General features: G+C 58.5%; 18 protein-coding genes and 1 pseudogene. 13 read left to right on the forward strand and 6 right to left on the reverse strand.

Annotated features, from left to right (window positions below):
- The first annotated feature begins 11 nt into the window (after positions 1-11).
- The 11 genes from VJS90_RS18855 (at position 12) to VJS90_RS18905 (ending at position 12574) form a co-directional block, all read left to right on the forward strand.
- Entirely contained in the window at positions 12-1817 is a 1806-nt protein-coding gene (locus VJS90_RS18855) for an ABC transporter ATP-binding protein (RefSeq protein WP_324123148.1), read from the forward strand.
- Positions 1811-3580, forward strand: a complete 1770-nt coding sequence (locus VJS90_RS18860; RefSeq protein ID WP_324123149.1) for an ABC transporter ATP-binding protein — start codon at positions 1811-1813, stop codon at positions 3578-3580. The genes VJS90_RS18855 and VJS90_RS18860 overlap by 7 nt, the downstream gene beginning before the upstream one ends.
- Entirely contained in the window at positions 3577-4521 is a 945-nt protein-coding gene (locus VJS90_RS18865; RefSeq protein WP_324123150.1) for an ABC transporter permease, read from the forward strand. Before VJS90_RS18860 ends, VJS90_RS18865 begins: the two co-directional genes overlap by 4 nt.
- Positions 4518-5468, forward strand: coding sequence for an iron chelate uptake ABC transporter family permease subunit (locus VJS90_RS18870; RefSeq protein ID WP_324123151.1), 951 nt, complete (start codon positions 4518-4520; stop codon positions 5466-5468). Before VJS90_RS18865 ends, VJS90_RS18870 begins: the two co-directional genes overlap by 4 nt.
- Positions 5465-6247 carry an ABC transporter ATP-binding protein gene (locus tag VJS90_RS18875; protein WP_324123152.1) on the forward strand — a complete coding sequence of 261 codons (783 nt, stop codon included), beginning with the start codon at positions 5465-5467 and terminating at the stop codon, positions 6245-6247. The genes VJS90_RS18870 and VJS90_RS18875 overlap by 4 nt, the downstream gene beginning before the upstream one ends.
- Complete coding sequence (locus VJS90_RS18880; RefSeq protein WP_324123153.1) at positions 6244-7227, forward strand: siderophore ABC transporter substrate-binding protein; 984 nt, start codon at positions 6244-6246, stop codon at positions 7225-7227. The genes VJS90_RS18875 and VJS90_RS18880 overlap by 4 nt, the downstream gene beginning before the upstream one ends.
- Positions 7228-7380: 153 nt before the next feature.
- The gene (locus tag VJS90_RS18885; RefSeq protein WP_324123154.1) at positions 7381-9633 is read left to right on the forward strand and encodes a TonB-dependent siderophore receptor; all 2253 of its coding nucleotides are present in this window, start codon (positions 7381-7383) and stop codon (positions 9631-9633) included.
- A 171-nt stretch (positions 9634-9804) separates the two neighbouring features.
- Complete coding sequence (locus tag VJS90_RS18890) at positions 9805-10239, forward strand: DoxX family protein (protein ID WP_324123155.1); 435 nt, start codon at positions 9805-9807, stop codon at positions 10237-10239.
- Between the two features lie 233 nt (positions 10240-10472).
- Positions 10473-10910 carry a DUF3592 domain-containing protein gene (locus VJS90_RS18895; protein ID WP_324123156.1) on the forward strand — a complete coding sequence of 146 codons (438 nt, stop codon included), beginning with the start codon at positions 10473-10475 and terminating at the stop codon, positions 10908-10910.
- Between the two features lie 10 nt (positions 10911-10920).
- The gene (locus tag VJS90_RS18900; protein ID WP_324123157.1) at positions 10921-11499 is read left to right on the forward strand and encodes a hypothetical protein; all 579 of its coding nucleotides are present in this window, start codon (positions 10921-10923) and stop codon (positions 11497-11499) included.
- A 586-nt stretch (positions 11500-12085) separates the two neighbouring features.
- A complete protein-coding gene (locus tag VJS90_RS18905) occupies positions 12086-12574 on the forward strand; it encodes a hypothetical protein (RefSeq protein ID WP_324123158.1) in 489 nt (162 codons plus the stop codon).
- A 420-nt stretch (positions 12575-12994) separates the two neighbouring features.
- On the opposite strand, the gene VJS90_RS18910 is transcribed toward VJS90_RS18905, so the two are convergent.
- Together VJS90_RS18910 and VJS90_RS18915 are read right to left on the reverse strand one after the other, a co-directional pair.
- Complete coding sequence (locus VJS90_RS18910; protein WP_324123159.1) at positions 12995-13279, reverse strand: hypothetical protein; 285 nt, start codon at positions 13277-13279, stop codon at positions 12995-12997.
- A 48-nt stretch (positions 13280-13327) separates the two neighbouring features.
- The gene (locus VJS90_RS18915) at positions 13328-13597 is read right to left on the reverse strand and encodes a hypothetical protein (RefSeq protein WP_324123160.1); all 270 of its coding nucleotides are present in this window, start codon (positions 13595-13597) and stop codon (positions 13328-13330) included.
- A 256-nt stretch (positions 13598-13853) separates the two neighbouring features.
- On the opposite strand from VJS90_RS18915, the gene VJS90_RS18920 reads away from it, so the two are divergent.
- Positions 13854-14540: a response regulator transcription factor gene (locus VJS90_RS18920; RefSeq protein ID WP_324123161.1), complete on the forward strand. Its 687-nt coding sequence runs from the start codon at positions 13854-13856 to the stop codon at positions 14538-14540.
- A 410-nt stretch (positions 14541-14950) separates the two neighbouring features.
- Complete coding sequence (locus tag VJS90_RS18925; protein ID WP_324123162.1) at positions 14951-16615, forward strand: HAMP domain-containing sensor histidine kinase; 1665 nt, start codon at positions 14951-14953, stop codon at positions 16613-16615.
- A 287-nt stretch (positions 16616-16902) separates the two neighbouring features.
- On the opposite strand, the gene VJS90_RS18930 is transcribed toward VJS90_RS18925, so the two are convergent.
- From VJS90_RS18930 to ltrA, 4 genes and pseudogenes are all read right to left on the reverse strand, one after another.
- A complete protein-coding gene (locus VJS90_RS18930) occupies positions 16903-17520 on the reverse strand; it encodes a hypothetical protein (RefSeq protein WP_324123163.1) in 618 nt (205 codons plus the stop codon).
- 365 nt (positions 17521-17885) lie between these two features.
- On the reverse strand, positions 17886-18209 hold the full coding sequence (locus tag VJS90_RS18935; RefSeq protein WP_324123164.1) for a hypothetical protein: 324 nt from the start codon (positions 18207-18209) through the stop codon (positions 17886-17888).
- A gap of 83 nt (positions 18210-18292) precedes the next feature.
- Positions 18293-19204, reverse strand: a pseudogene (tnpC, locus tag VJS90_RS18940) (IS66 family transposase); the annotation flags it as partial.
- Between the two features lie 64 nt (positions 19205-19268).
- The gene (ltrA, locus tag VJS90_RS18945) at positions 19269-20516 is read right to left on the reverse strand and encodes a group II intron reverse transcriptase/maturase (RefSeq protein ID WP_349254730.1); all 1248 of its coding nucleotides are present in this window, start codon (positions 20514-20516) and stop codon (positions 19269-19271) included.
- Positions 20517-20592: the final 76 nt, after the last annotated feature.

The following is a 20592-nucleotide window of genomic DNA, read 5'->3' on the forward strand; positions in this document are numbered from 1 at the left end:
CAGGAGATTCGATGAGCGTTAACGATGCGAGCGAGGCGAAACCCGTGGCCAGTGCCACGGTATCTCAGGTATTGCAGCCGATTCGCGGGCGCCTGATGGTCGCCGGCACCCTGGCGGCCATCGGCGCCATGCTGACCATGGTGCCCTTGGCCGGCATCGCCCGGATATTCCAGCTTGCGCTGGGCCAGGGTGAGGTCCAGGGTCTCTGGGCACAGATCCACGACCAGGTCTGGCAAATGGTTGTGGTCAGCCTGGCCTGCCTGTTTTTGGGCATGACCCTGATCTCGCTGGGCGAGATGCTTGCCCACCTGGCCGACAACCGGATTACCGGCCATCTGCGGCTGGCCATCACCCGGCGCCTGGCCAAGGTGCCGCTGGGCTGGTTCACCAGCAGGGTGTCGGGGGAGGTCAAGCAGGCGATGCAGGACGACATCGACACCCTGCACAGCCTGACCGCGCATTTCTATACCACGCTGGGGCGGACCATCGGCGCGGTACTGATCGCCGTCGTGTACCTGTTCGCCATGGACTGGCGCATGGCGATTGTCTCGCTACTGCCCTTCCCGCTGTTTTTCCTGTTCGTCTCCCGGGCCACCAAGGCCAGTGCCGCGCACATGCAGGCATTCGGGGCGGGCATGGCGCGGATCAACAACGCGGTGGTCGAGTTCGTCGAGGGCATCCCGGTGGTCAAGGCCTTTGGGGTCGAGGGCAAGGCCCATGGCAGCTACCGTGAGGCAGTGGATGCCTTCGCGGCGGCATTCACTGACTTCACCCGGCCTCTGGTCAGCGCCATGGCCAACGCCCACGCGCTGATCACCCCCGTGGCCGTGCTCGGCGTGGTGCTTGCCTTCGGCACCTTGTTCGCCAGCCTGGGCTGGATCACCCCGGTGGAGATACTGCCGTTCGCCCTGGTCGCGCCCGGCATGTGCGCGCCGCTGCTGCTGATGAGCTATCTCACCCATGACCTGCACAACGCCACCGGCGCCGCCCAGCGTGTGCACGGCCTGCTGCACACGCCGGTGCTGGAAACCCTGCCCGCCAGCGCCTCGGCGATCCCCAGGGACGCCGAAATCCGGGTGGAACACCTGGACTACAGCTATGACAGCGGTACCGCGGTGCTCAACGACGTGAGCTTCACGCTCCGGCCCGGCACTGTGACGGCGATTGTCGGCGCTTCCGGCGCTGGCAAGTCGACGCTGGCGCGGCTGTTGCTGCGCTTTTTCGATCCGAGCGCCGGGCGCATCACCCTGGGCGGCGTCGACCTGCGACAAATCGATACCACGCAGCTGTACCGGCAGATCGGTTTCGTGCTCCAGGAAGTGCGCCTGATCCATGCCAGCCTGCGCGAGAACATCGCCTTGGGCCGTCCGTCGGCCAGCCAGGACGCGATCGAGGACGCGGCGCGCACGGCCAATATCCATCAACGGATCCTCGCCCTGCCTCGAGGGTATGACTCGGTGGTGGGAGAAGACGCGCAGCTTTCTGGCGGCGAGCTGCAGCGGGTGAGCATCGCCCGCGCGGTGCTCCTCGATCCGCCCGTGCTGGTGCTCGATGAGGCCACCGCGGCAGCCGATGCCGAAAACGAGGTGCAGATCCAGCACGCGCTGTCGCGCTTCGCCCAGGGCCGCACCGTGCTGGTGATCGCCCACCGCCTGGATACGGTCATGCACGCCGACCAGATCATCCTGATCGACAACGGCAGCATTCGTGAACAGGGCAATCACCTGCAGTTGCTCGCGCGTAACGGCCACTATGCCCGCCTGTGGGCCTTGGGTGGCTACCAACAGGCCAAGGAAAAGGCGCAATCCCCATGCTGAACACCTTCATCCACTTGCTGGGCGATGACGCACCCGTGCTGCGCCGCTATCTGGGGCTGACCCTGGCCTATGGCCTGCTCTGCGGACTGACCATCATCATCCTGATGCCGCTGCTCGGCAGCCTGCTGGGCGAGGATGCGCGCGGTGCCGGGCAATGGTTGTGCGTGTTGCTGGTCGGCGTGTTGCTGTGCTGGGCACTCCGGCGCACAGTGGAAAAAGCCGGCATCCGGGTCGGTATCGCCGTGCTCCAGCGTGGCCGTCATCGCCTCGGTGACCATGTCGCGCAGCTACCGGTCGGGTGGTTCAACGCGCACAACACCGCGCGCCTGAGCCATGTCACCTCCCAGGGCATGATGGCCCTGGCCCAGCTTCCAGCCCATGTGTTCACGCCATTGATCACTGGGGTGGTCACACCCGTGGTGGTGGTTGCGGCGCTGTTTGCCCTGAATGTGCAGATGGGCGTGATCGCCCTGCTGGCGCTGCCGATCCTGTTCGGTGTGTTTTTCCTGACCGCGCGCCTGGGACAGCGCGCAGACGAGCGCTTTCACGCGCACACCGCGCAAACCAGCCGGCGCATGGTCGAATTCGCCCAGGCGCAGTCGGTGCTGCGTGCATTCAACGGCGAGGACGGCGGCACGCATTTTCTCGAGCAGGCGATCACGCGCCAGCAACAGTCGGCCAGGCACCTGATTCATGTCTCCGCCATGTCGGTGGTCTCCAACACCTGGGCGGTGCAGGCGGTATTCGCCGCGCTGCTGGTTGCCGCCGCGCTGTGGCTCGGCGACCTGGCAGGCAGCGACCTGCCGGCCAGTTCAATGGTCGCGGTCATGCTGGCGCTGCTGCTGGCAAGCCGCTTCATCGATCCGCTGCTGGAGGTGGCCAGCTACAGCGAGGTGTTGCGCGGGGCACGCAGCCAGCTGGCAGTGGTGCGTGAGCTGTTCGCTGTCGAGCCGCTGCCGCAGCCGCAAGACCCGCAAGCGCCGGTCGATGGCGCGGTCGAGCTGCGTGAAGTGAGCTTGCGCTACGGCGATGACCTGCCTGAAGTGCTGCGCAAGGTGAGCCTGCGTATCGCCCCTGGCAGCATGACCGCCCTGGTCGGGGCTTCGGGCTCGGGCAAGACCAGCCTGATGCGGCTGATCGCGCGTTTCTTCGATGCCAGCCACGGCAGTGTCAGGGTCGGAGGCGTGGATGTGCGGCAGATGAGCAGCGCACAGCTGGCGGCGCAGATCAGCCAGATTTTCCAGGATGCCTACCTGTTCCAGGGCAGCATCGCCGACAACATCCGCATCGGCAAAGCCGACGCCAGTGATGCGCAGGTGATGGAAGCGGCGCGCCAGGCGGGCGTGCTGGAGATCATCGAGCGCCTGCCACAGGGCCTGGATACGCCGGTTGGCGAAGGCGGCGCCCGGCTCTCCGGTGGCGAGCGCCAGCGGATCTCCATTGCCCGGGCGCTGATCAAGGATGCGCCGATCCTGCTGGTCGACGAGGCCACCGCGGCGCTCGACGCCGAGAACCAGGCCGCGATTGCCGAGGCCCTGGCGCGTTTGCGCGGCAAGCGCACGCTGATCGTGATTGCCCACCAGTTGTCCACAGTGGCCATGGCCGACCAGATCGTGGTGCTCGACCAAGGCCAGGTTCGCGAACAAGGCTCGCACGCGCAGTTGAGCAGCAAGCCTGGCCTGTATGCGCACTTTCTTGCCCAGCGCCGCGCCGCGAAGGGCTGGCGGATCGGCGCCGGTCTTGCCAGCGAGGACCCTGCTTGAGACGTGCAGCCTTGCCGGTCCTGTTCACGCTGTTGTGCTGCCTGTCGCTGATGGTGGGGGTCAAGCAGGTCTCGTGGAGCGCCCTGCTCAGCTTTTCCGACGATGCCTGGCTGACCCTCACCGCCAGCCGCCTTCCACGCCTGGCCGCGCTGGTGCTGACCGGCGTCGGGCTGGCGATGTGCGGGGTGATCCTGCAGCAGATCGTGCGCAACCGCTTCGTCGAGCCGGCCACCTCTGGCGGGCTGGACGCGGCAAAGCTGGGCATCCTGGTGTCCCTGACCATGGTGCCGGCGATCGGAACCACGGGAAAGATGCTGTTCGCCCTGGCCTTCTGCTTTGTCGCCAGCCTGCTGTACGTGGCCATCATCCGGCATATCAAGCACAAGGGCACCGTGCTGATACCGGTGGTGGGCCTGATGTATGGCAGCGTGCTCAGCGCCATTGCCGAGTTCTATGCCTATCGCCACAACTTCCTGCAGAGCATGCAGGGCTGGCTGCTGGGGGACTTCTCCCGGGTCGTCCAGGGCAACTACGAGATCATCTACCTGATCCTGCCGATCGTCGTGCTGGTGTACCTGTTCGCCCAGCGCTTCACCGTGCTCGGCATGGGCGAGGGAATGGCCAGCAGCCTGGGCTTGAATTACACGGCCAACGCGGCGCTGGGCCTGATCCTGGTGGCGGTGACCGTGTCGGCCACGGTGATCACGGTGGGCGCGATTCCTTTCGTGGGCCTGGTGATTCCCAACCTGGTGGCGATGTATTTCGGGGAGAACCTGGCGCGCACGCTACCGATCGTGGCCGTGTGCGGCGCCTCGCTGCTACTGGCCTGTGACATCCTGGGCCGCCTGCTGATCTACCCGTTCGAAGTGCCCATCGGCCTCACCGCTGGCAGCGTCGGTGGCGTGTTGTTCCTTGTGCTGCTGATCAGGAAGTACACATGAGCGGCAGGGCAACCCGATACGGCATCTGGCTGCTGGTTCTGGCGCTGGCGCTGGGCTTCCTGCTGCTCGGCTCCGGCATGGACTTTTCCTACGTGATCCCCAAGCGCCTGACCCGCCTGGCGGCCATGGGCATTGCGGGGGTGTGCATTGCCTACGCGTCGGTGATCTTCCAGACCATTGCCGGCAACCGCATCCTGACCCCGGCGATCATGGGCTACGAGGCCATCTACCTGCTGTTCCAGGCGCTGCTGATACTGGTGCTGGGCACCCAGAGCCTGGTGCTGCTGGGCCGCAACGGCAATGTGCTGCTGTCCATCCTGCTCATGCTTGGGTATTCCTGGCTGATCCATCGGTGGCTGTTCCGTGACGGACGCAACAACGTCTACCTGCTGCTGTTGATAGGCCTGGTGCTGAGCATGGTGATGGCGACCTTCACCCAGTTCATCCAGCTGAAGATCAGCCCGGGCGAGTTCTCGATTTTCCAGGGCTTCAACTATGCCTCGTTCAACAAGGCGCAACCCGCGCAAGTGATCTACTCGGGCGTGCTGGTGGGGGCCGTGTGCCTGATCGCGCGACGCACCCTGCCGCTGCTCGATGTGCTGTCGCTGGGGCGTGACCAGGCAACGTCCCTGGGGGTCGACTACGTGCGCAGCGTGAGCCTTCAACTGGCGCTTATCGCCATCCTGGTCGCGGTGTCCACCAGCCTGGTGGGGCCGACCGCGTTCATGGGCGTGTTCGTTGCCAACATCACCTACGCGCTGGCACGCACCAACCGCCACCGGGTCACGCTGCCGATGGCCAGTGCCATCGCCATCGGCCTCTTCATCATCGCCCAGTACCTGGTCGAGCAGATGTTCAACTACCACACCTCCGTCAGCATTCTCATCAACCTGGTATGTGGCGTGTACTTTCTCGCGCTGATGGTACGCACACGAGGCATCGCATGATCTCCCTTAGCCATGTCTACAAGGCCTACGGCAACAAGCAGGTGCTGAACGACGTCAGCGTCCGGTTCCCGCAGGGGCAGGTGACGTCGCTGATTGGCCCCAACGGCGCTGGCAAGACCACCTTGCTGATGCTGATAGCCCGCCTGCAGAGCGCCACGCGTGGCGAGCTGGACCTGGGCGGGCGCAGCATCGCGTCGATCGCCCTCCGCGACTATGCCAAGCGCGTGGCAACCCTGCGCCAGGCACCGGAGTTCAACCTGCGCCTGACCGTCGAGGAGCTGGTCGCGTTCGGACGCTTCCCCTACAGCCGGGGCAACCTGACCGCCGAGGACCACCAGGCCATCGACCACGCCATCGCGTTTCTCTCACTCGAGCGCCTGCGCCTGTCCTACATCGACGAGCTCAGCGGCGGACAGCGCCAGATGGCGTTCCTGGCGATGACCATCGCCCAGCAGACCGACTACCTGCTGCTGGACGAGCCGCTCAACAACCTCGACATGAAGCACGCCGTGCTGATCATGCGTGCCCTGCGCCGCTTGTGCGACGAGCAAGGCCGAACGGTGATCCTGGTGGTTCACGACATCAACTTCGCCGCCAACTACTCGGACCATATCGTCGCCATGAAAAACGGCGCGGTGCATTGCTGCGGGCCGGTGAAACAGGTGGTCAACGAAACGCGCCTGCGCGAGCTGTTCGACCTGGATTTCGAGATCCTGCACAGCGAACAAGGCTTCGTCTGCAATTACTTCAATCCATCAACGTCAAGGGAGCTGATATGAGTGCTGGAACGATGAACAAGACCGCTGGCCTGCTGCTGGCAATGGCCATGACGGCAGCGTTGCAAGGCTGCGACAAACCGGTCGCCGAGGCCACCGCGCAGGTTGCGCCAGCGGCGCCTTACGAGCCCGTGAACATCAAGCATCCGCTGGGCACCACGGCGATCGACAAGCTGCCAGAGCGTGTCGTGGCGTTCGACATGAGTGAACTGGACAGCCTCGACCAGCTGGGCGCCCCGGTCGTCGGCATCGCCAAGGACTACGTGGCCGATTTTCTGGTCAAGTACCGTGACGACCCCAAGGTCGCCGATGTCGGCACCACCATCCAGCCCAACCTGGAGCGCCTGCATGCCCTCAAGCCCGACCTGATCCTGATCTCGCCATTGCAGGCGCAGAGCTACGCCGAACTGAGCCAGATTGCGCCGACGGTGTATGACGATGTCGACCTGACCAACAAGCAGGGCAACTTCATCGACACGGCGAAAAACCACCTGACCACCCTCGGGCGCATCTTCGGCAAGGAGGAACTGGCTCGCGAGAAAGTGGCGCAGATGGATGCCAAGGTCGAACAGACCCGGAAAGTGACGGAAGGCCGGCCTGAAAAGGCGCTGATCGTGCTGCATAACAATGGCGCGTTCACCTCGTATGGCGTGAAGTCGCGCTACGGCTTTGTCTTCGACACCTTGGGCGTGAAGCCGGCCAGCACCGATATCGAGGCTGGATTGCACGGCCAGCCGATTTCCAACGAGTTCATCCAGCAGGCTGACCCCGACATTCTGTATGTCATCGACCGCACGGCCGTGATGGAACGGCGTCCGGCGCTGAACCTGCAAACCCTGGAAAACCCCCTGCTGCGCCAGACCAAGGCCTGGAACAACGGCAAGGTGGTCTTCGTCGATGCCCAGACCTGGTACCTGTGCACCGCCAGCGTGACCTGCCTGAATCGCATGGCGGACGAAGTGGTGCAGGGCTACCAGGGCTGATCTGCCAAGCTAGGGTTGTCGCTGAAAGGGCCGGTGCCATCATGGTGCTGGCCTTTTTTTCAAATGCTAATGGTTTGCATTGAGGATTTAATACTTTGGTTCGGAAACCCTAGTGAACACTTTCACTACTTTGCGAATCGGAAGGAATCCAGCATGTCGGAACGCTGCAACCCAGGGCGTGTCAGCCAACAACCAGAAAAGACCGCGCCACATTTTGCGTTCAATCGCACGTTCACTGCCGTACACATGGCGCTGGTGCTCGGCCTGAGCGGAGCCTCCATGGCCGTGAGTGCAGCGCAACCCGACGAGCCGACCGAGCAGAACAGCCAGGAGGCTGGCCAGACCACCCTGGAACTCACTGAAACCCGGGTCGACAGCACCGCCATCGCCACCGACAACCTGACGCCGGAATACGCCGGTGGCCAGGTCGCCACCGGCGGCCGCGTCGGGCTGCTGGGCAACAAGGACTTCATGGAGACCCCGTTCAGCACGGTCAGCTACACGGACAAGTACATCCAGGACCTTCAGGCCAAGGACATCACCGATGTGATCGCCGCCACCGACCCCTCGGTGTTCACCAACGGCCTGAGCGGCACGCACGCCGAGAGCTATGCCATCCGCGGCTTCGCCTCCAGCGTCAGCGACATGACCGTCGATGGCCTGTTCGGCATGGCGCCTTTCTACCGCGCTTCGCCCGAGATGTACGAACGCATCGAAGTGCTCAAGGGGCCGTCGGCCCTGCTCAACGGCATGCCGCCCGGCGGTTCGGTGGGCGGCACGGTCAACCTTATCCCCAAGCGCGCGGGTGACACACCCCTGACCCGCCTGACTGGCACCTTCGAGTCCGACTCTCAGTTCGGCGGGCACATCGACGTGGGTCGGCGCTTTGGCGAGGACAATCAGTTCGGCGTGCGATTCAACGGCGTCTACCGGGATGGCGATACCGCCACCGAGCACCAGAGCAAGCGCAACGAGCTGGGCTCCCTGGCCCTGGACTGGCGTGGCGAGCGCGCCCGGCTTTCGCTCGACCTGTACAACAGCGACGATTTCATCAAGGGTCAGAACCGCGGGCTCAGCCTGGCACCCGGGTTGTCGGTGCCCAAGCCACCGAAGTCGGACACCCTGCTCAACCCCGACTGGGCCACTGTCGAGAGCAAGGACAAGGGCGCGATCCTGCGCGGCGAGTTTGACCTCAATGACTACGTGATGGCCTATGGCGCCATCGGCACCAGCAAGACCAACTACCAGTACAACGGTGCCATGTCCGCCCAGGTGATCAATAACGCGGGCGACATCACCACCACCATGGGCCAGCTGAAGTTCGAGATCGAGAAGACCTCCGCCGAGGTGGGGCTGCGCGGGCATTTCGACACGTTCGGCATCAACCACCAATGGTCGGTCAACGCCACCCAGTACACCGACAAGGAAAAGGACTGGGGGCGCAGGTCGATACCTGGCGCGGAGTGGACGACCAACATGTACCATCCGACCTGGGGGCCCAAGGCGCCGAAGTCCTGGCCGCTGATCATCCACTCGGAAAACAAGCTCAAGAGCTACGGCGTCGCCGACACCATGTCCATCCTGGACGATCGCATCCAGCTGACCCTCGGCGTACGCCGCCAGGAAGTGGTCACCGACACGTTCGACGTCACCACGGGTGCGCGCAACAAGCCCAACTACGATACCCACGCGACCTCCCCTGCGGGCGCGGTGCTGTTCAAGCTCACCGACAACCTCTCGCTCTATGCCAACTACATTGAAGGCCTGAGCAAGGGCGGCTCGGCGCCATTGACGGCTGCGAACGCAGGTGAAGTGTTCGCGCCCTTCAAGTCCAAGCAGAAAGAAGTCGGTCTCAAGCTGGACCTTGGTACCTTCAGCCATACCCTGGCGCTGTACGAAATCAAACGCCCGAGCAGCTATACCGACCCTGTCACCAATATCTATTCGTTTGGCGGCGAGCAGCGCAACCGCGGGGTCGAATGGGGCTTCTTCGGCTCGCCGCTGCCCGATGTACGCCTGATGGGCGGTGTCGCCTACGTCGATCCCGAACTGACCAAGACCGCAGGCGGTGTCAACGAAGGCAAGACCGCGACCGCCTATCCCAAGCTGCAAGGCAAGCTCGGCGTGGAATGGGACACCCCAGTGCTGGACGGCCTGACCCTCACCGCCAACGCAAACTCCCTGTCCAAGCAGTACATCAGTGCTGACAACAGCCTGTCGATTCCTGGCTACACCATCTTCGACGTCGGTGCTCGCTACGCCATGAAGGTCGCGAGCCGTCCTGTAACTCTGCGGGCCAATGTCAGCAACCTGACCGACAAGGACTACTGGGGCGTCCCATCGACCTCCACTCTCGGGCTTGGCGCGCCCCGGACGTATGAGCTGTCGGCTACTGTCGACTTCTGAGGCGTTGCCTGAGCACCCTGCGCGGAGGAGCACCGCGCAGGGCAATTGTTAATTGTCCTCGATCTGGAAACAGTGAAATCAAAATTAGCTATATTGTTGCCAAAAAGATGAACTCTTATTATTTCTCCATCGAACGCCACTTTGGCAAATGCTGGAATCAGGAGAAATAAGATGAACACTTTGAAAGATACAACCGCGGTAATGGGCCGTGTATTGCTGGCCGTTCTTTTCCTGCTCAGCGGCTTCAGCAAGCTGGCCTCTCCAGAGGGCACCATTGCCTATATCGAATCGAGTGGCCTGCCCTTCCCTGTCCTGAGCTACCTGGCAGCGCTTGGCGTTGAACTTGGCCTTGCGGCCCTGCTTGTCATCGGGTTTCAAACGCGCATCGTCGCTGGGGTCATGGCTCTGTTCACGGTGATGGCCGCTTTCGCATTCCATAACAACCTGGCGGACCAGGGGCAGTTCATCAACTTCTTCAAGAACATCTCCATCGCCGGCGGCCTGTTGCAGATCGTCGCGTTTGGTGGCGGTGCGCTTAGCGTGGATGCACTTGTGGCCAACTTCAAAGGCCGGGCCAAGGTAACAACAGTCCTGAAAACGGCCTGATCGCTCTGGAATCGATGCGGGGTGGCCTGAGTGCCACCCTTGGCCGCCTGGAAGCTGAAGCGGCGACTGATGTGCGTGACGACGTACTGCTCAACGCCGATTCTGGGTGGGTCGCCACGGGAAACAGATCAAGCCAAGGCAGCTGCGGAGCTACTTGCTGACTGGTACGATTACAGCCACACGCAGGTTCGATGCAACAGCCGGCGTTTCACGGACGAAACAAGGAACCTGTCATGGCCAAGACGCCATCTTCAGCGGGGGGCGACCTGCTCCGCGCGGTGATTTTTCTTCCGCTGGGCCTGTGCCTGCTGTACCTCACCCTATGGCTGGTGCAAGACCGGCTGGGCTTCCTGAGCCAGGCGCAACGCGCCCAAGGCCATGTCAGCGTTCTCAACGCGGGCGGCAGCCACCCCCAGATTGACTTCATCGACGCCGCCGGCAAGGCGGTCAGCTACCCCCAGAACGGTTTGATCTTCGGCTACGAGGTGGGCGATCCGGTGACCGTGTGGTATCGCGCCGCAGCGCCGCTCAGCACGGCCGTCATCGGCGATCGTGGCGCGCTGTGGGGCGAGAGCCTGTTCGCGGGCCTGTTCGCCGTCGCGGCTACCGCAGCGGGCAGTTATCACCTTGTCGCCTGGATTCGCCGACGCCGCGCCCCGCGGCCTGAATAAGGATATTCATATGCAACTCTCATTACCTGTCACCACCAGCAACTGGACCTACAAGACCGCCAGCGGTGGTGGATTGACCGTGGTCTTCGCGGCCGCCGCCGGCGGCGCGCTGACCCTGACCGACCCGAACGGGGTCGACCAGCAGTTTCGCTACGGCTCGGTCGGCGTCGGCTTTGGCGCCGGCGCCCGCTTGCCGCGGTTCGGCAAGGTCAACTTGCATGTGCGTGGCAAAAGCGTTGGAGCCGCAGGCGCCAGCGAAGACTTTCCGGCGGTGGGAAGGGTGCTGGTGGCTGAATCGATCGCGGCACGCGGGCTCGTCCGCGAGGACTTCGAAGGCCCCTGCGTGTTCCTCGAAGGCGGTATAGGACTGATTGGCGGGGGCAGCGCGTCGGCCATGCTGTTCGGCCTGGACGCGAAGCTGTTGGCCATGACCGCTGCCACGCTGACGCCGGTGGGCAACATGCTGCTGCCCCACGACAGTGCCATGCGCCTGGTGCGTTCGGCCAAGGGCGTGATCATCGCCGCCGGCGTCAACGCGGGGCTGCAGGCTGGGGGCGGCGTGACGATTTCATTGGGCGGGTTGTTCTGATCGTCAGCTGGTGCGGACGTTAACGATCGGCAGGGATGTTTACGCATGGGCTGGGAGCCGGCTTTGAGCCAGGGTCAACGCAGGAGGCGGAAAGACAGACCTTACCGGCTCCTGCAACTGGTAGGGTTCTCTGGATACAGCTGAATTTAGAGAATAAAAACTGTCGCAGTGAGACCCCATTTCACGGGGCCGACAGCTGCCTCTGGAGAAAACGCAAAACTGTCGCAAAGTGCAAAGATCGCGCTCCACGTGATCGCGCTAGAGAATTAAAACTGTCGAACCCATGAACGGTAGGGCTTTGCGCGGTATTTCAGCGTATGCGTAGTGACAATTCTCGCTCTCTGGAGCCGCAGCGTTATGCTCTGCGGTCTGATAAGGGGCCCTATCCCTTCGACGCTGGCGGGAATCGCTTCGATTTCCTCGAATCGCTTTCTCTATCGGCACCGGATTTCAGCTGCGGAGAGTTTCACTCCACAGCACTCCCAATTTTTTTGCAAAACACTCAAGTTCTGAGCTTTTCAGACCGTATATATAACTAAGTTGTAGCTGATCACCGGCTGCATTCCGACAGGTCGTGAAATCCTCGATGAAGAAAGCATTGCTGTTCGTTGTTGCCCTTTCCGCTATTTCTGCCTCGATCGCTCAAGCAGCCGACAGGCTCCAGATCAATACGGTGCTGACCCTCGATGGCAAAGCCATCGAACACAGGACGGCCTACATCGATAACGGAGAGACCGTTCACTACCTTTCTGACCATACACTGGAGGCGATGAAGGCCAAGGATCCGAACGTCAAAATCGAAGACAACGAAAAGCGCGCGGTCGGTTTGGAAGCTCACCTCACCGCGCGTCTCAACTCGGATGGGAAAATCCTCCTCACCTCCAAGGCAAGCTATGTCGGCTTCTACGGTTACCAGGATTCACCAATCCCTGGAGTCGAGAATGCTGAATTCTGGACTCGCGAACTGAGCGGTACGCGCACTATTAATCTCGCAGAGCCGGCTCGCTACTACGACGCTAGGCAGTTGAAAGACAAGCACGACGCATTCATCACTGTGACCGTTACGCGCATCTGACCTGGCTTGGGGCAATTTCCGTTGCTTGCTCCAATCTATTGCCGCTGACTGAAAACTGAGCCAGGTGTTCCAGTGCACCTGCTCATTTTTTGGGCAGGTGCACACAGGGTGTCGTCGCTGTTGCGATTTGGACGCAGGCTGCCGGAACTCATTACCTACCCGAAGACCCAGCAAACGATGACCTTGCGCGGGATTTCAGAGGCAACATATGGGGCAGCCATAATCAGCGGCCCCGGTCAAAATAGCATCAGCGCCGCGACGGACCAACAACAGAGAGATGACAAATAATTGAAGGGCGTATAGAACCAAAAAGCCCATATCACCGAGCCATTACGTAAGCATGCTGAGTTGCGGCAGCCGAAAGCTCGCATCAGCGATGCCTTGTGCTTTAAAGCAAAATCATCAACCCATAAATCGCAGCTACATACGAGCGTTAATCCACGTCCAAACTTCCTGAGCAAGCCAGCCCTGATGATTTTCAGACGTAACTTGGGAGATGAAAAGACGATCGCTATTATCCAACTTAGTCAGCAAATCCTTTTGTATCTGGTCAGGTGTCCACGAAGTACTGATCCAACGAACCGATTCCAGACCAGTGTCCTTCGTATGGTCAAAGCGCTCCAAGTGCTGGAGGAACGCACGCCGTGCAGCGTCATAATTTGCACGCTCTTTGTTCAAGTTCCAAGTAACAATAAAGACAGCCATGTGAAGCTCCCATTATTTAGAAATTTGCCTAAAATATTCAAAGGCGGATTATATGTCGATGGTATGCGTCCAGACCGGACGCCAGCCCTTAGCCAGGTAGTTCACCAGGTTGCGATCACCATGGAATTGAATCCGTCCGCCAGATGAGTACGCAAGCGCCGACTGATCGACCCTTAAGCCATTCCCTCGGGCCTTAGCCGTGAGCTGAGAAAGTAGTTTATCGTTCTCGCCCGTAGTAGATTTTGCGTCAAAGACGGCAACATGGATCCATCCACCACCTGCTGCTCGCTCACGCAGGTGAGCCATATTGATCTTCATTAAATCCTCCTGGTGCAATCTCAAAGTCCAGCGGTACGCCGTGCTATGGAGTGCACATTACCTATCACTCCGTGAGCATTTGAGCCCCTTTAAAATCGGATCCATTCACGAATGAGGATTGAAAATCTCAAACCTGATCGTTTGCAACGGTTCGAGAAATAATTCACCTGAACGTGAGTAAACCCTCACGCCGATCCTCACACCTCGAACCACAGCCTCTGGTATTCTGGCGAGGTGACCAACCTGGATACAGACCATGAAAAAAATAGCCGTTATTGAAGATTCTATAGAGGTCAGTGACGCCCTAGCTGACTTCTGCAGGCAATTAGGCGCCGACATTGAAGTTGATCAATATTTCGATAGAGAGAGCGCTGAAGCTGCCATTATAAAAACAAATTACAACCTGCTTGTTTTAGACATTGAACTTCCCCCAGAAAAAAACGCTGGCTTCGGAATAATCTATACAAACGTTAACAACCACAAAAGCCCCGTAATGATCGTTTCCGGGCTTGATCAAACCGTATACAAAAATGTTATGCAGCAATTGGACGTTTGGGATTATCTAGAAAAACCCATACCTGCAGATGGAAGTGACTTCATCAGCTCAGCACTGAAAGTTCTGCGTGCAAAAAATAGTGATGGCACTCAAAATAACGCGCCAAATACAGGCCTACTAGTGCACGACAGTTCCACGGGTAAAATCACCTATGACGGAAAGCGCCTGAATCTACCACAAACGGCAAAGCTAATTCTCATTAGAATTTATGAAAATCGTGGGAAACTGGTTCCGTACGAGGATCTGTACGACCTAGTGAAAACCGGGAAGAACTCAGAGGCGGTGAGGCAGCACGTTAAGACTATTCGCGACGCATTCTCTGAAGCCGATTTCGGTTCAGATCACATCGCTACGATAAGGTTTAAAGGATTCCAGTGGTTGGTTTGATCGGATCTATATCAAGTCTGTGCAAAAATCTAGCAAAAGCGAAAGCTAGGGTTTTGGTAATTGGCATCCTACTAGCGATTATCACCGTGGTCATTGCCGGGACTTTCTTCGTCCTAAGGCTCAGCTATTCACCTGTTGTAAGGCAGTATCAGTCCGGAATTCAACGGACACTACAGCGGGTAAGCGCTGAATTCGAAGACTTTGAGGGACGTACCGCTTTTCGAAACATGAACAGATCGAATCCCAACGGGTTGGGCGTACCAGTGTTTCATCTCCCGCTGGACTACCTTAATGCAGTGCCAGGTCACATCGAGGACCTCCGCCAACTATCAGCCTGCAGCTATCCGTACAAAACTCAGCCCCACTCTGAAATCTGTGCTGCTGTGCTAGATAGCAGGAAGCTGGGTGCAATGCTCTACATTCAAGGCTCATTCGACCTTGATGAAGAACTCACCACGCCTACTTACGCTAAATCTCCGACCACCGGGCATTATTTCTTGGTTTCCTTGGACGCCCGAGGAACACATCAGACCTTCATTATTACATTTGACCCTTTGCGCTTGCAGAATCCTGCGTCAAGGTCAGCTTTCTCTCCAACTTGGAGCATGAATGGGTTCAAGTATCTGGGCTCACCCCAGAAAGCATTTACAAGGGAGCCTGAAATAAAGGGACGTATACTGCTGTCAGAATCTTCGAATAATCATTACAGATATATCTTACAGATTCCCATTCAGGCCTTCGCGGCAGACGCAGTCAGGGACGACAAGCCTTGGCCACCAACTGATTTGGATAGCCTGAAGGTTAATGTCCAAATCGCTTCACCCGATAACGCCTACCCAGGCCGCATTGTCACGGACACCGCCGATATTGCCGACTCGCCGAAATTCGCTTTTGGAGCAATGTCTGAGCACCTTGCTTCAGGGGAGACGCTGACCTTCAGGGCTCCAGGAGCAGCCGGGGAGAGCTCGGTGATAGTCGAGAGCTCGCAGACAGCCAACAAAATGCTACACCGAAGCACCTTCCGAACAACCTTCGAACAAGTAGCCGATGCTTTTATTAGAATGGTCGTTCCCACCATCGCCACGCAGAAGCTACATAGCTTTCCGGATGGTAGCTCCGTAGAGTTAAATGGCAACGCGTCGCTCGTGCTAAGTGGCTGGCGAGCGGCTGCCCAAGGTATCATCGGCTTTGCTCTGCTCTTGTGCGTGAGCATCGTACTGGCCGGCTTTGTGCTATACCGTTTCCTTCTAAAGCCTTTGAACAACGTCAGACGTAACACGTTGTACTTACGCGGGAAATTCCAAGATGAAGATCATTTCAAATTCCCGTATGTCATCAGCAATGAAAAGGATGAGATCGGCGTGCTCTGGGAGAGCATTCTTGACCTCCACAATTCGATCTCTTCCTACGGGCGTGAAGCGCTGGAAAAAACCAACAAACAAGCCGCATTTCTCCGGGCCTTGGGTCATGAGATTAAATCTCCTCTGCAAGAGCTCACAATGCGGCACCGCGACCCGGAAGACGCTAGCTATAAAAGCATTAAGCGCATCACCCACGCTCTCAAGATACTGTCAGCCCCACCAGCGGGATCAGAGTCCAACACTACGCCTATAAGCCCTAAAGAAGCGATTAAGGCTTTTCAAGGTACTATGACCAGAGAAAATGTGTCAGAGTACTTGCAAAATGCGGCTGAAGTTTATTCCAACCTAATATATGCTCCGCCTTCGACACCACTTATTGTCAGTGCCGATGGTGATATGCTCGAAGCTGCGCTTACCGCGATTCTTAACAACGCTAACGACTTCAGGTCCGCAGGCACGTCAATCAAGATTACTACATACACAGATTCAAACTGGGTAGTGATCTACATCATGAACTACGGCCCACACATTCTCAACCAGTTCCCTGATGAAATCTTCGAATACGGAGTAAGCAGCCGTGAAGGTGAGTATGAGCATCAAGGGCTTGGTCTTTATATGGCAAGACAGAACGTGCAAAATATGGGCGGAGATCTAGTGGTAAAAAACGTTAAAGCTGGCGTGCGATTCGATATGAAACTTGTGAGAGCGAAGTAGCACTACCAAGCGATTTTAGTTTTTTGAAACCGCCGCAGTGTTGTCACTAACGCTAGCGAAGCACTCATACCCGCGACCAACGCGTAAGGATGGAAGCCCGAAGTCTAGAATTCCGGGCTCCTCATCAGCTCACTGATAGCAGTCATGCCGGATGACTGGCCTCGCTCCAAATTTACCTTGACCAGCTGTAAGAAAGCAGCGCGATTCCGAGTGCGAGCAACCTAATGTATTCGCTGATCTTACGGGGGTATCGCCCCGCGCTTCCTTGCCGAGTAACCGGCCAAACTCTATTTTCTGTCGCTGTCATACCCCCTCAGAAGCTTATCCAGGCGGATTGCCTCGTGCCATTCATGCAGTCGCCGCCGAAGGAATGTCGAAGTGTTATGCCGAAAGGAATCGATGCGTTTGGGGTCTTCACATCTGGCCGTCATTTCAATAACCCGCGCTTCAATTCGCACATGAGCAGTCTCAAAATATGTATATCTACTCAGCACCACCTCGCGAAGGTCGCTGAGCGTAAACCTGCCTCGCATCAGTCGCCGCACCCGCGATTCGACCTCCCTTTGATTCCACTGTCCCCCATCTCGACCGGCAAATAGTAGCGAATCTGGCAGTCTCCCACTGGTGAGCAGGTGGACGCGCAGCAGATTAAGGTGCAGCAGGTGAAGGCGCATTACTTGCATCATGGGCGGCGTCAGCGGCAGCACTTCACCGCTAGGCAGTCGCCACACTTTTGCACTCAGGTCGAATTGCTGCCAACGCGCTGCTAGGATACTTGCCAATGGCAGGCCATAAGCCAGTGCCAGCAGTGCGACCAGCATTGCGGGACGATCAGAGCCCCCTGTATCGACAAGCAACTCCACCGGCTCATAATCCACAGTATCCAGCCCAATCTTTCTACTCATGGAACCTCCGTCAAAAGTCTATACCTGTGCAGCGACCGGTGCAGTGGCCGCTGGAACCCTGCATCCTGTACAGGTTTGTAGCCCGATTGCGCTTCATATTTCATGATTATGTCAGTCCGTGATGTGCTGGACAGAAATATTGGATCGTTATATAGCGAATGCCCGCGTTGCTGATTTTTCGTTTTATTTTCGTGTTGATCAACGTGCCGCTAAGCGCTTGCTGGCCAGGGATGTACCGCAATTTTTCCTCAATCAATCTGCTTCAGTACGCTTGATGGGGCACGGACCTGCTCCCGGTTGAGCAGCCACACTGGCTGCCAGCTAACCGGGGCGGTGCCCCCTGCAAATTACTTCACCCTTTCGAATCAGTCCCAATCGGACGTATCCCCTCGTTGATGCTTTTCCAGTGCTTGGCCTACCAGCTCGACAGCCTTTTTGGCCTGCGCATCCAACATGTCTTGCTGTACTTGGCTCATCCAGCCTCGACAAGCCTCGATTCCGAGCAATTTGTCTAGCGTAGAGCTCCGAATTGAGTAATTTTCAGGGACGGCATCGCCCGCATACTGCGTGGTTTTAACCACTACGGACCGGGCAAAGAGAATAAAACGCTCAAGAGTAGTGACTTGGCGCTTAACCCATTGGCTTCCCGCCCCCTCCGCTATAGCGTTCAGCCGATAGGCGAACAACACGAAATTTTGATGCTCAAGGGTAAGCGAGCGGGGAACACACCCTGCGCAGATCAGGCATGCATCCATTGATGCGGAAGCAGTTGCTAAATCTCACTCGCCCGCTGGGTCGGTAGCCGCGTCAGCACATCTTTAAGATAGGCAGACGGATCGTGCCCATTCATACGCGCCAACTGGATCAGACTCATGATCGCCGCTGCCCGTTTGCCGCTGCGAAGCGATCCGGCGAACAACCAGTTGGAACGACCAAGTGCCCACGGCCGAATCTGATTTTCGACTGCATTATTGTCTATGGGTACAGCCCCATCTTCCAGGTAGCGCGTCAGCGCTACCCAGCGTTTTAGACTGTAATCCAAGGCTTTGGCCGTCGCTGATCCATCAGGCACAAGATCCCGCTGGGTCAACATCCAGTCGTGCAGTGCTTTTGCCAATGGTGCTGACTGTTCTCGACGTATTCGCCAGCGATCTTCATCACCTAGGTCGCGCGCCAGACGTTCAACTTCGTACAGGCCGCCAATCGAATGCAGTGCCTGTTCGGCCAACTGACTCTTGTTCGCCACGTGCAGGTCGAAGAACTTGCGGCGGGCGTGAGCCATGCAGCCGATTTCGGTCATGCCTTTCTCGAAGCCGGCCTTGTAGCCCGCGAAGTCGTCGCACACCAGCTTGCCGTTCCAGGAGCCGAGGAAGTTACGTGCATGCTCACCCGCGCGGCTTGGGCTGAAGTCGTAGACCACTGCTTTAAGCGCCGAGAACGGCGTGGTGCAGTAAGCCCAGACATACGCGCGGTGAGTTTTCTTCTGGCCGGGCGCTAGCATCTGCACCGGCGTCTCATCAGCATGCACAACCTGCTGCGCCAGCACGACCTCTCGCAGCGCATCAACCAAAGGCTGAAGCTGCACGCCGGTTTGCCCGACCCATTGAGCCAGCGTGGAGCGCGGAGTCGCCAAACCGGCGCGGCCGAAGATTTTTTCCTGCCGGTACAGCGGCAGGTGAGTGGCGCAGGGGAGTCTCACCCCTGCGCTCTCCCAGAACCGGACATGAACCTCTCGACTCATCCGGCTCCTATCGTCCAGCCATTCGTATCGCTGCACCCCAATGAGGAAATAACGTGGGGGCACGTTGCTGAAGATCAGACAACCACCGCCATGCCCTTGAGACATGGCCGCGAAGCTTCTTGTACTTGCGCTGCGCCCATCGCACCAGATGAAAGTCCAGTGTCTTCAGGGAGCGTTGCAAAGTCGATGGATGGAAGAGCCCGTAATAACGCACCCAGCCAACAATTTTCCGGCGAATCAGCGCGAGCAGCTCACCCAAATCATATCGGCTCAGGCGCGAAAGGCCCCAATTACGCATCTCACGTCGCATAGCTTTTGCCGCTTTGTCGCTAACGGCCGGTGAGAAGCTGGTGAACAGCTTCCCCTTCCGATTTATCGACTTCCGGGGCTTAAACGTATAGCCCAGAAAGTCGAATCGCTTCACGCCATAGTCGCCACGTCGATTGGCATCGACGCAGTGCACCACCTGAGTTTTCTCCGGATGCAACTCTAACTGACACTCCGCCATTCTGACCTTCAGGTCAGCCCATAAAGACTGAGCTTCGGCTTCGCTGTCACAGTGGCAGATAACGTCATCCGCGTAGCGCTCAAACAGCACTGTGGGGTGGTGCCGACCCATCCATTTATCGAACGCATAATGCAGAAAGAGATTAGCCAGCAATGGGCTGATAACACCACCCTGTGGCGTCCCTCGATCTCGCATTTGCCGAGTACCATCCGGCAACACCACGTCCGTGGTTAGCCAGCGCTTGATATATAGCGCTGTCCACCGGCAGTCGGTATGTCGCTGCACAGCCTTCATCAGCAGGTCATGATCAATGTTGTCAAAGAACCCTTTGATGTCGAGATCAAGCACCCAAGAATGCCGCCAACTCCGACCTCGGGCGACGCGCAAGGCATCATGTGCAGAGCGCCCCGGTCGGTATCCATAAGAGTCTCTATGGAATATCGGCTCCAGCAACGGCTCAAGCCGCTGCCGAACGACCATCTGTGCAATCCGGTCAGCAATCGTAGGAATCCCCAGAGGACGCGTGTTGCCATCACCCTTTGGAATGTCCACGCGTTTGACCGGTGACGGAAAGTAGCTACCCGAAGCCATTCGATTCCAGATCCGGTACAGATTTCTACCTAAATCTTGATCGAACTTATCAATACTGACTTCGTCAACTCCAGCTGCGCCACGATTAGCTTTGACACGCTTGTACGCGTCCCAAACTTCAAGCTTTGCGATATCGAACGACTTTGCTTCAGACATAGACGTCATCCCCTTTCAGGTTGTGACTATGCTGAGGCCGAACGACGGTGCCCCTTCGATCCAGCCCCATTACAGG

This window comes from Pseudomonas sp., from assembly GCF_035277045.1.
Lineage (GTDB): Bacteria > Pseudomonadota > Gammaproteobacteria > Pseudomonadales > Pseudomonadaceae > Aquipseudomonas.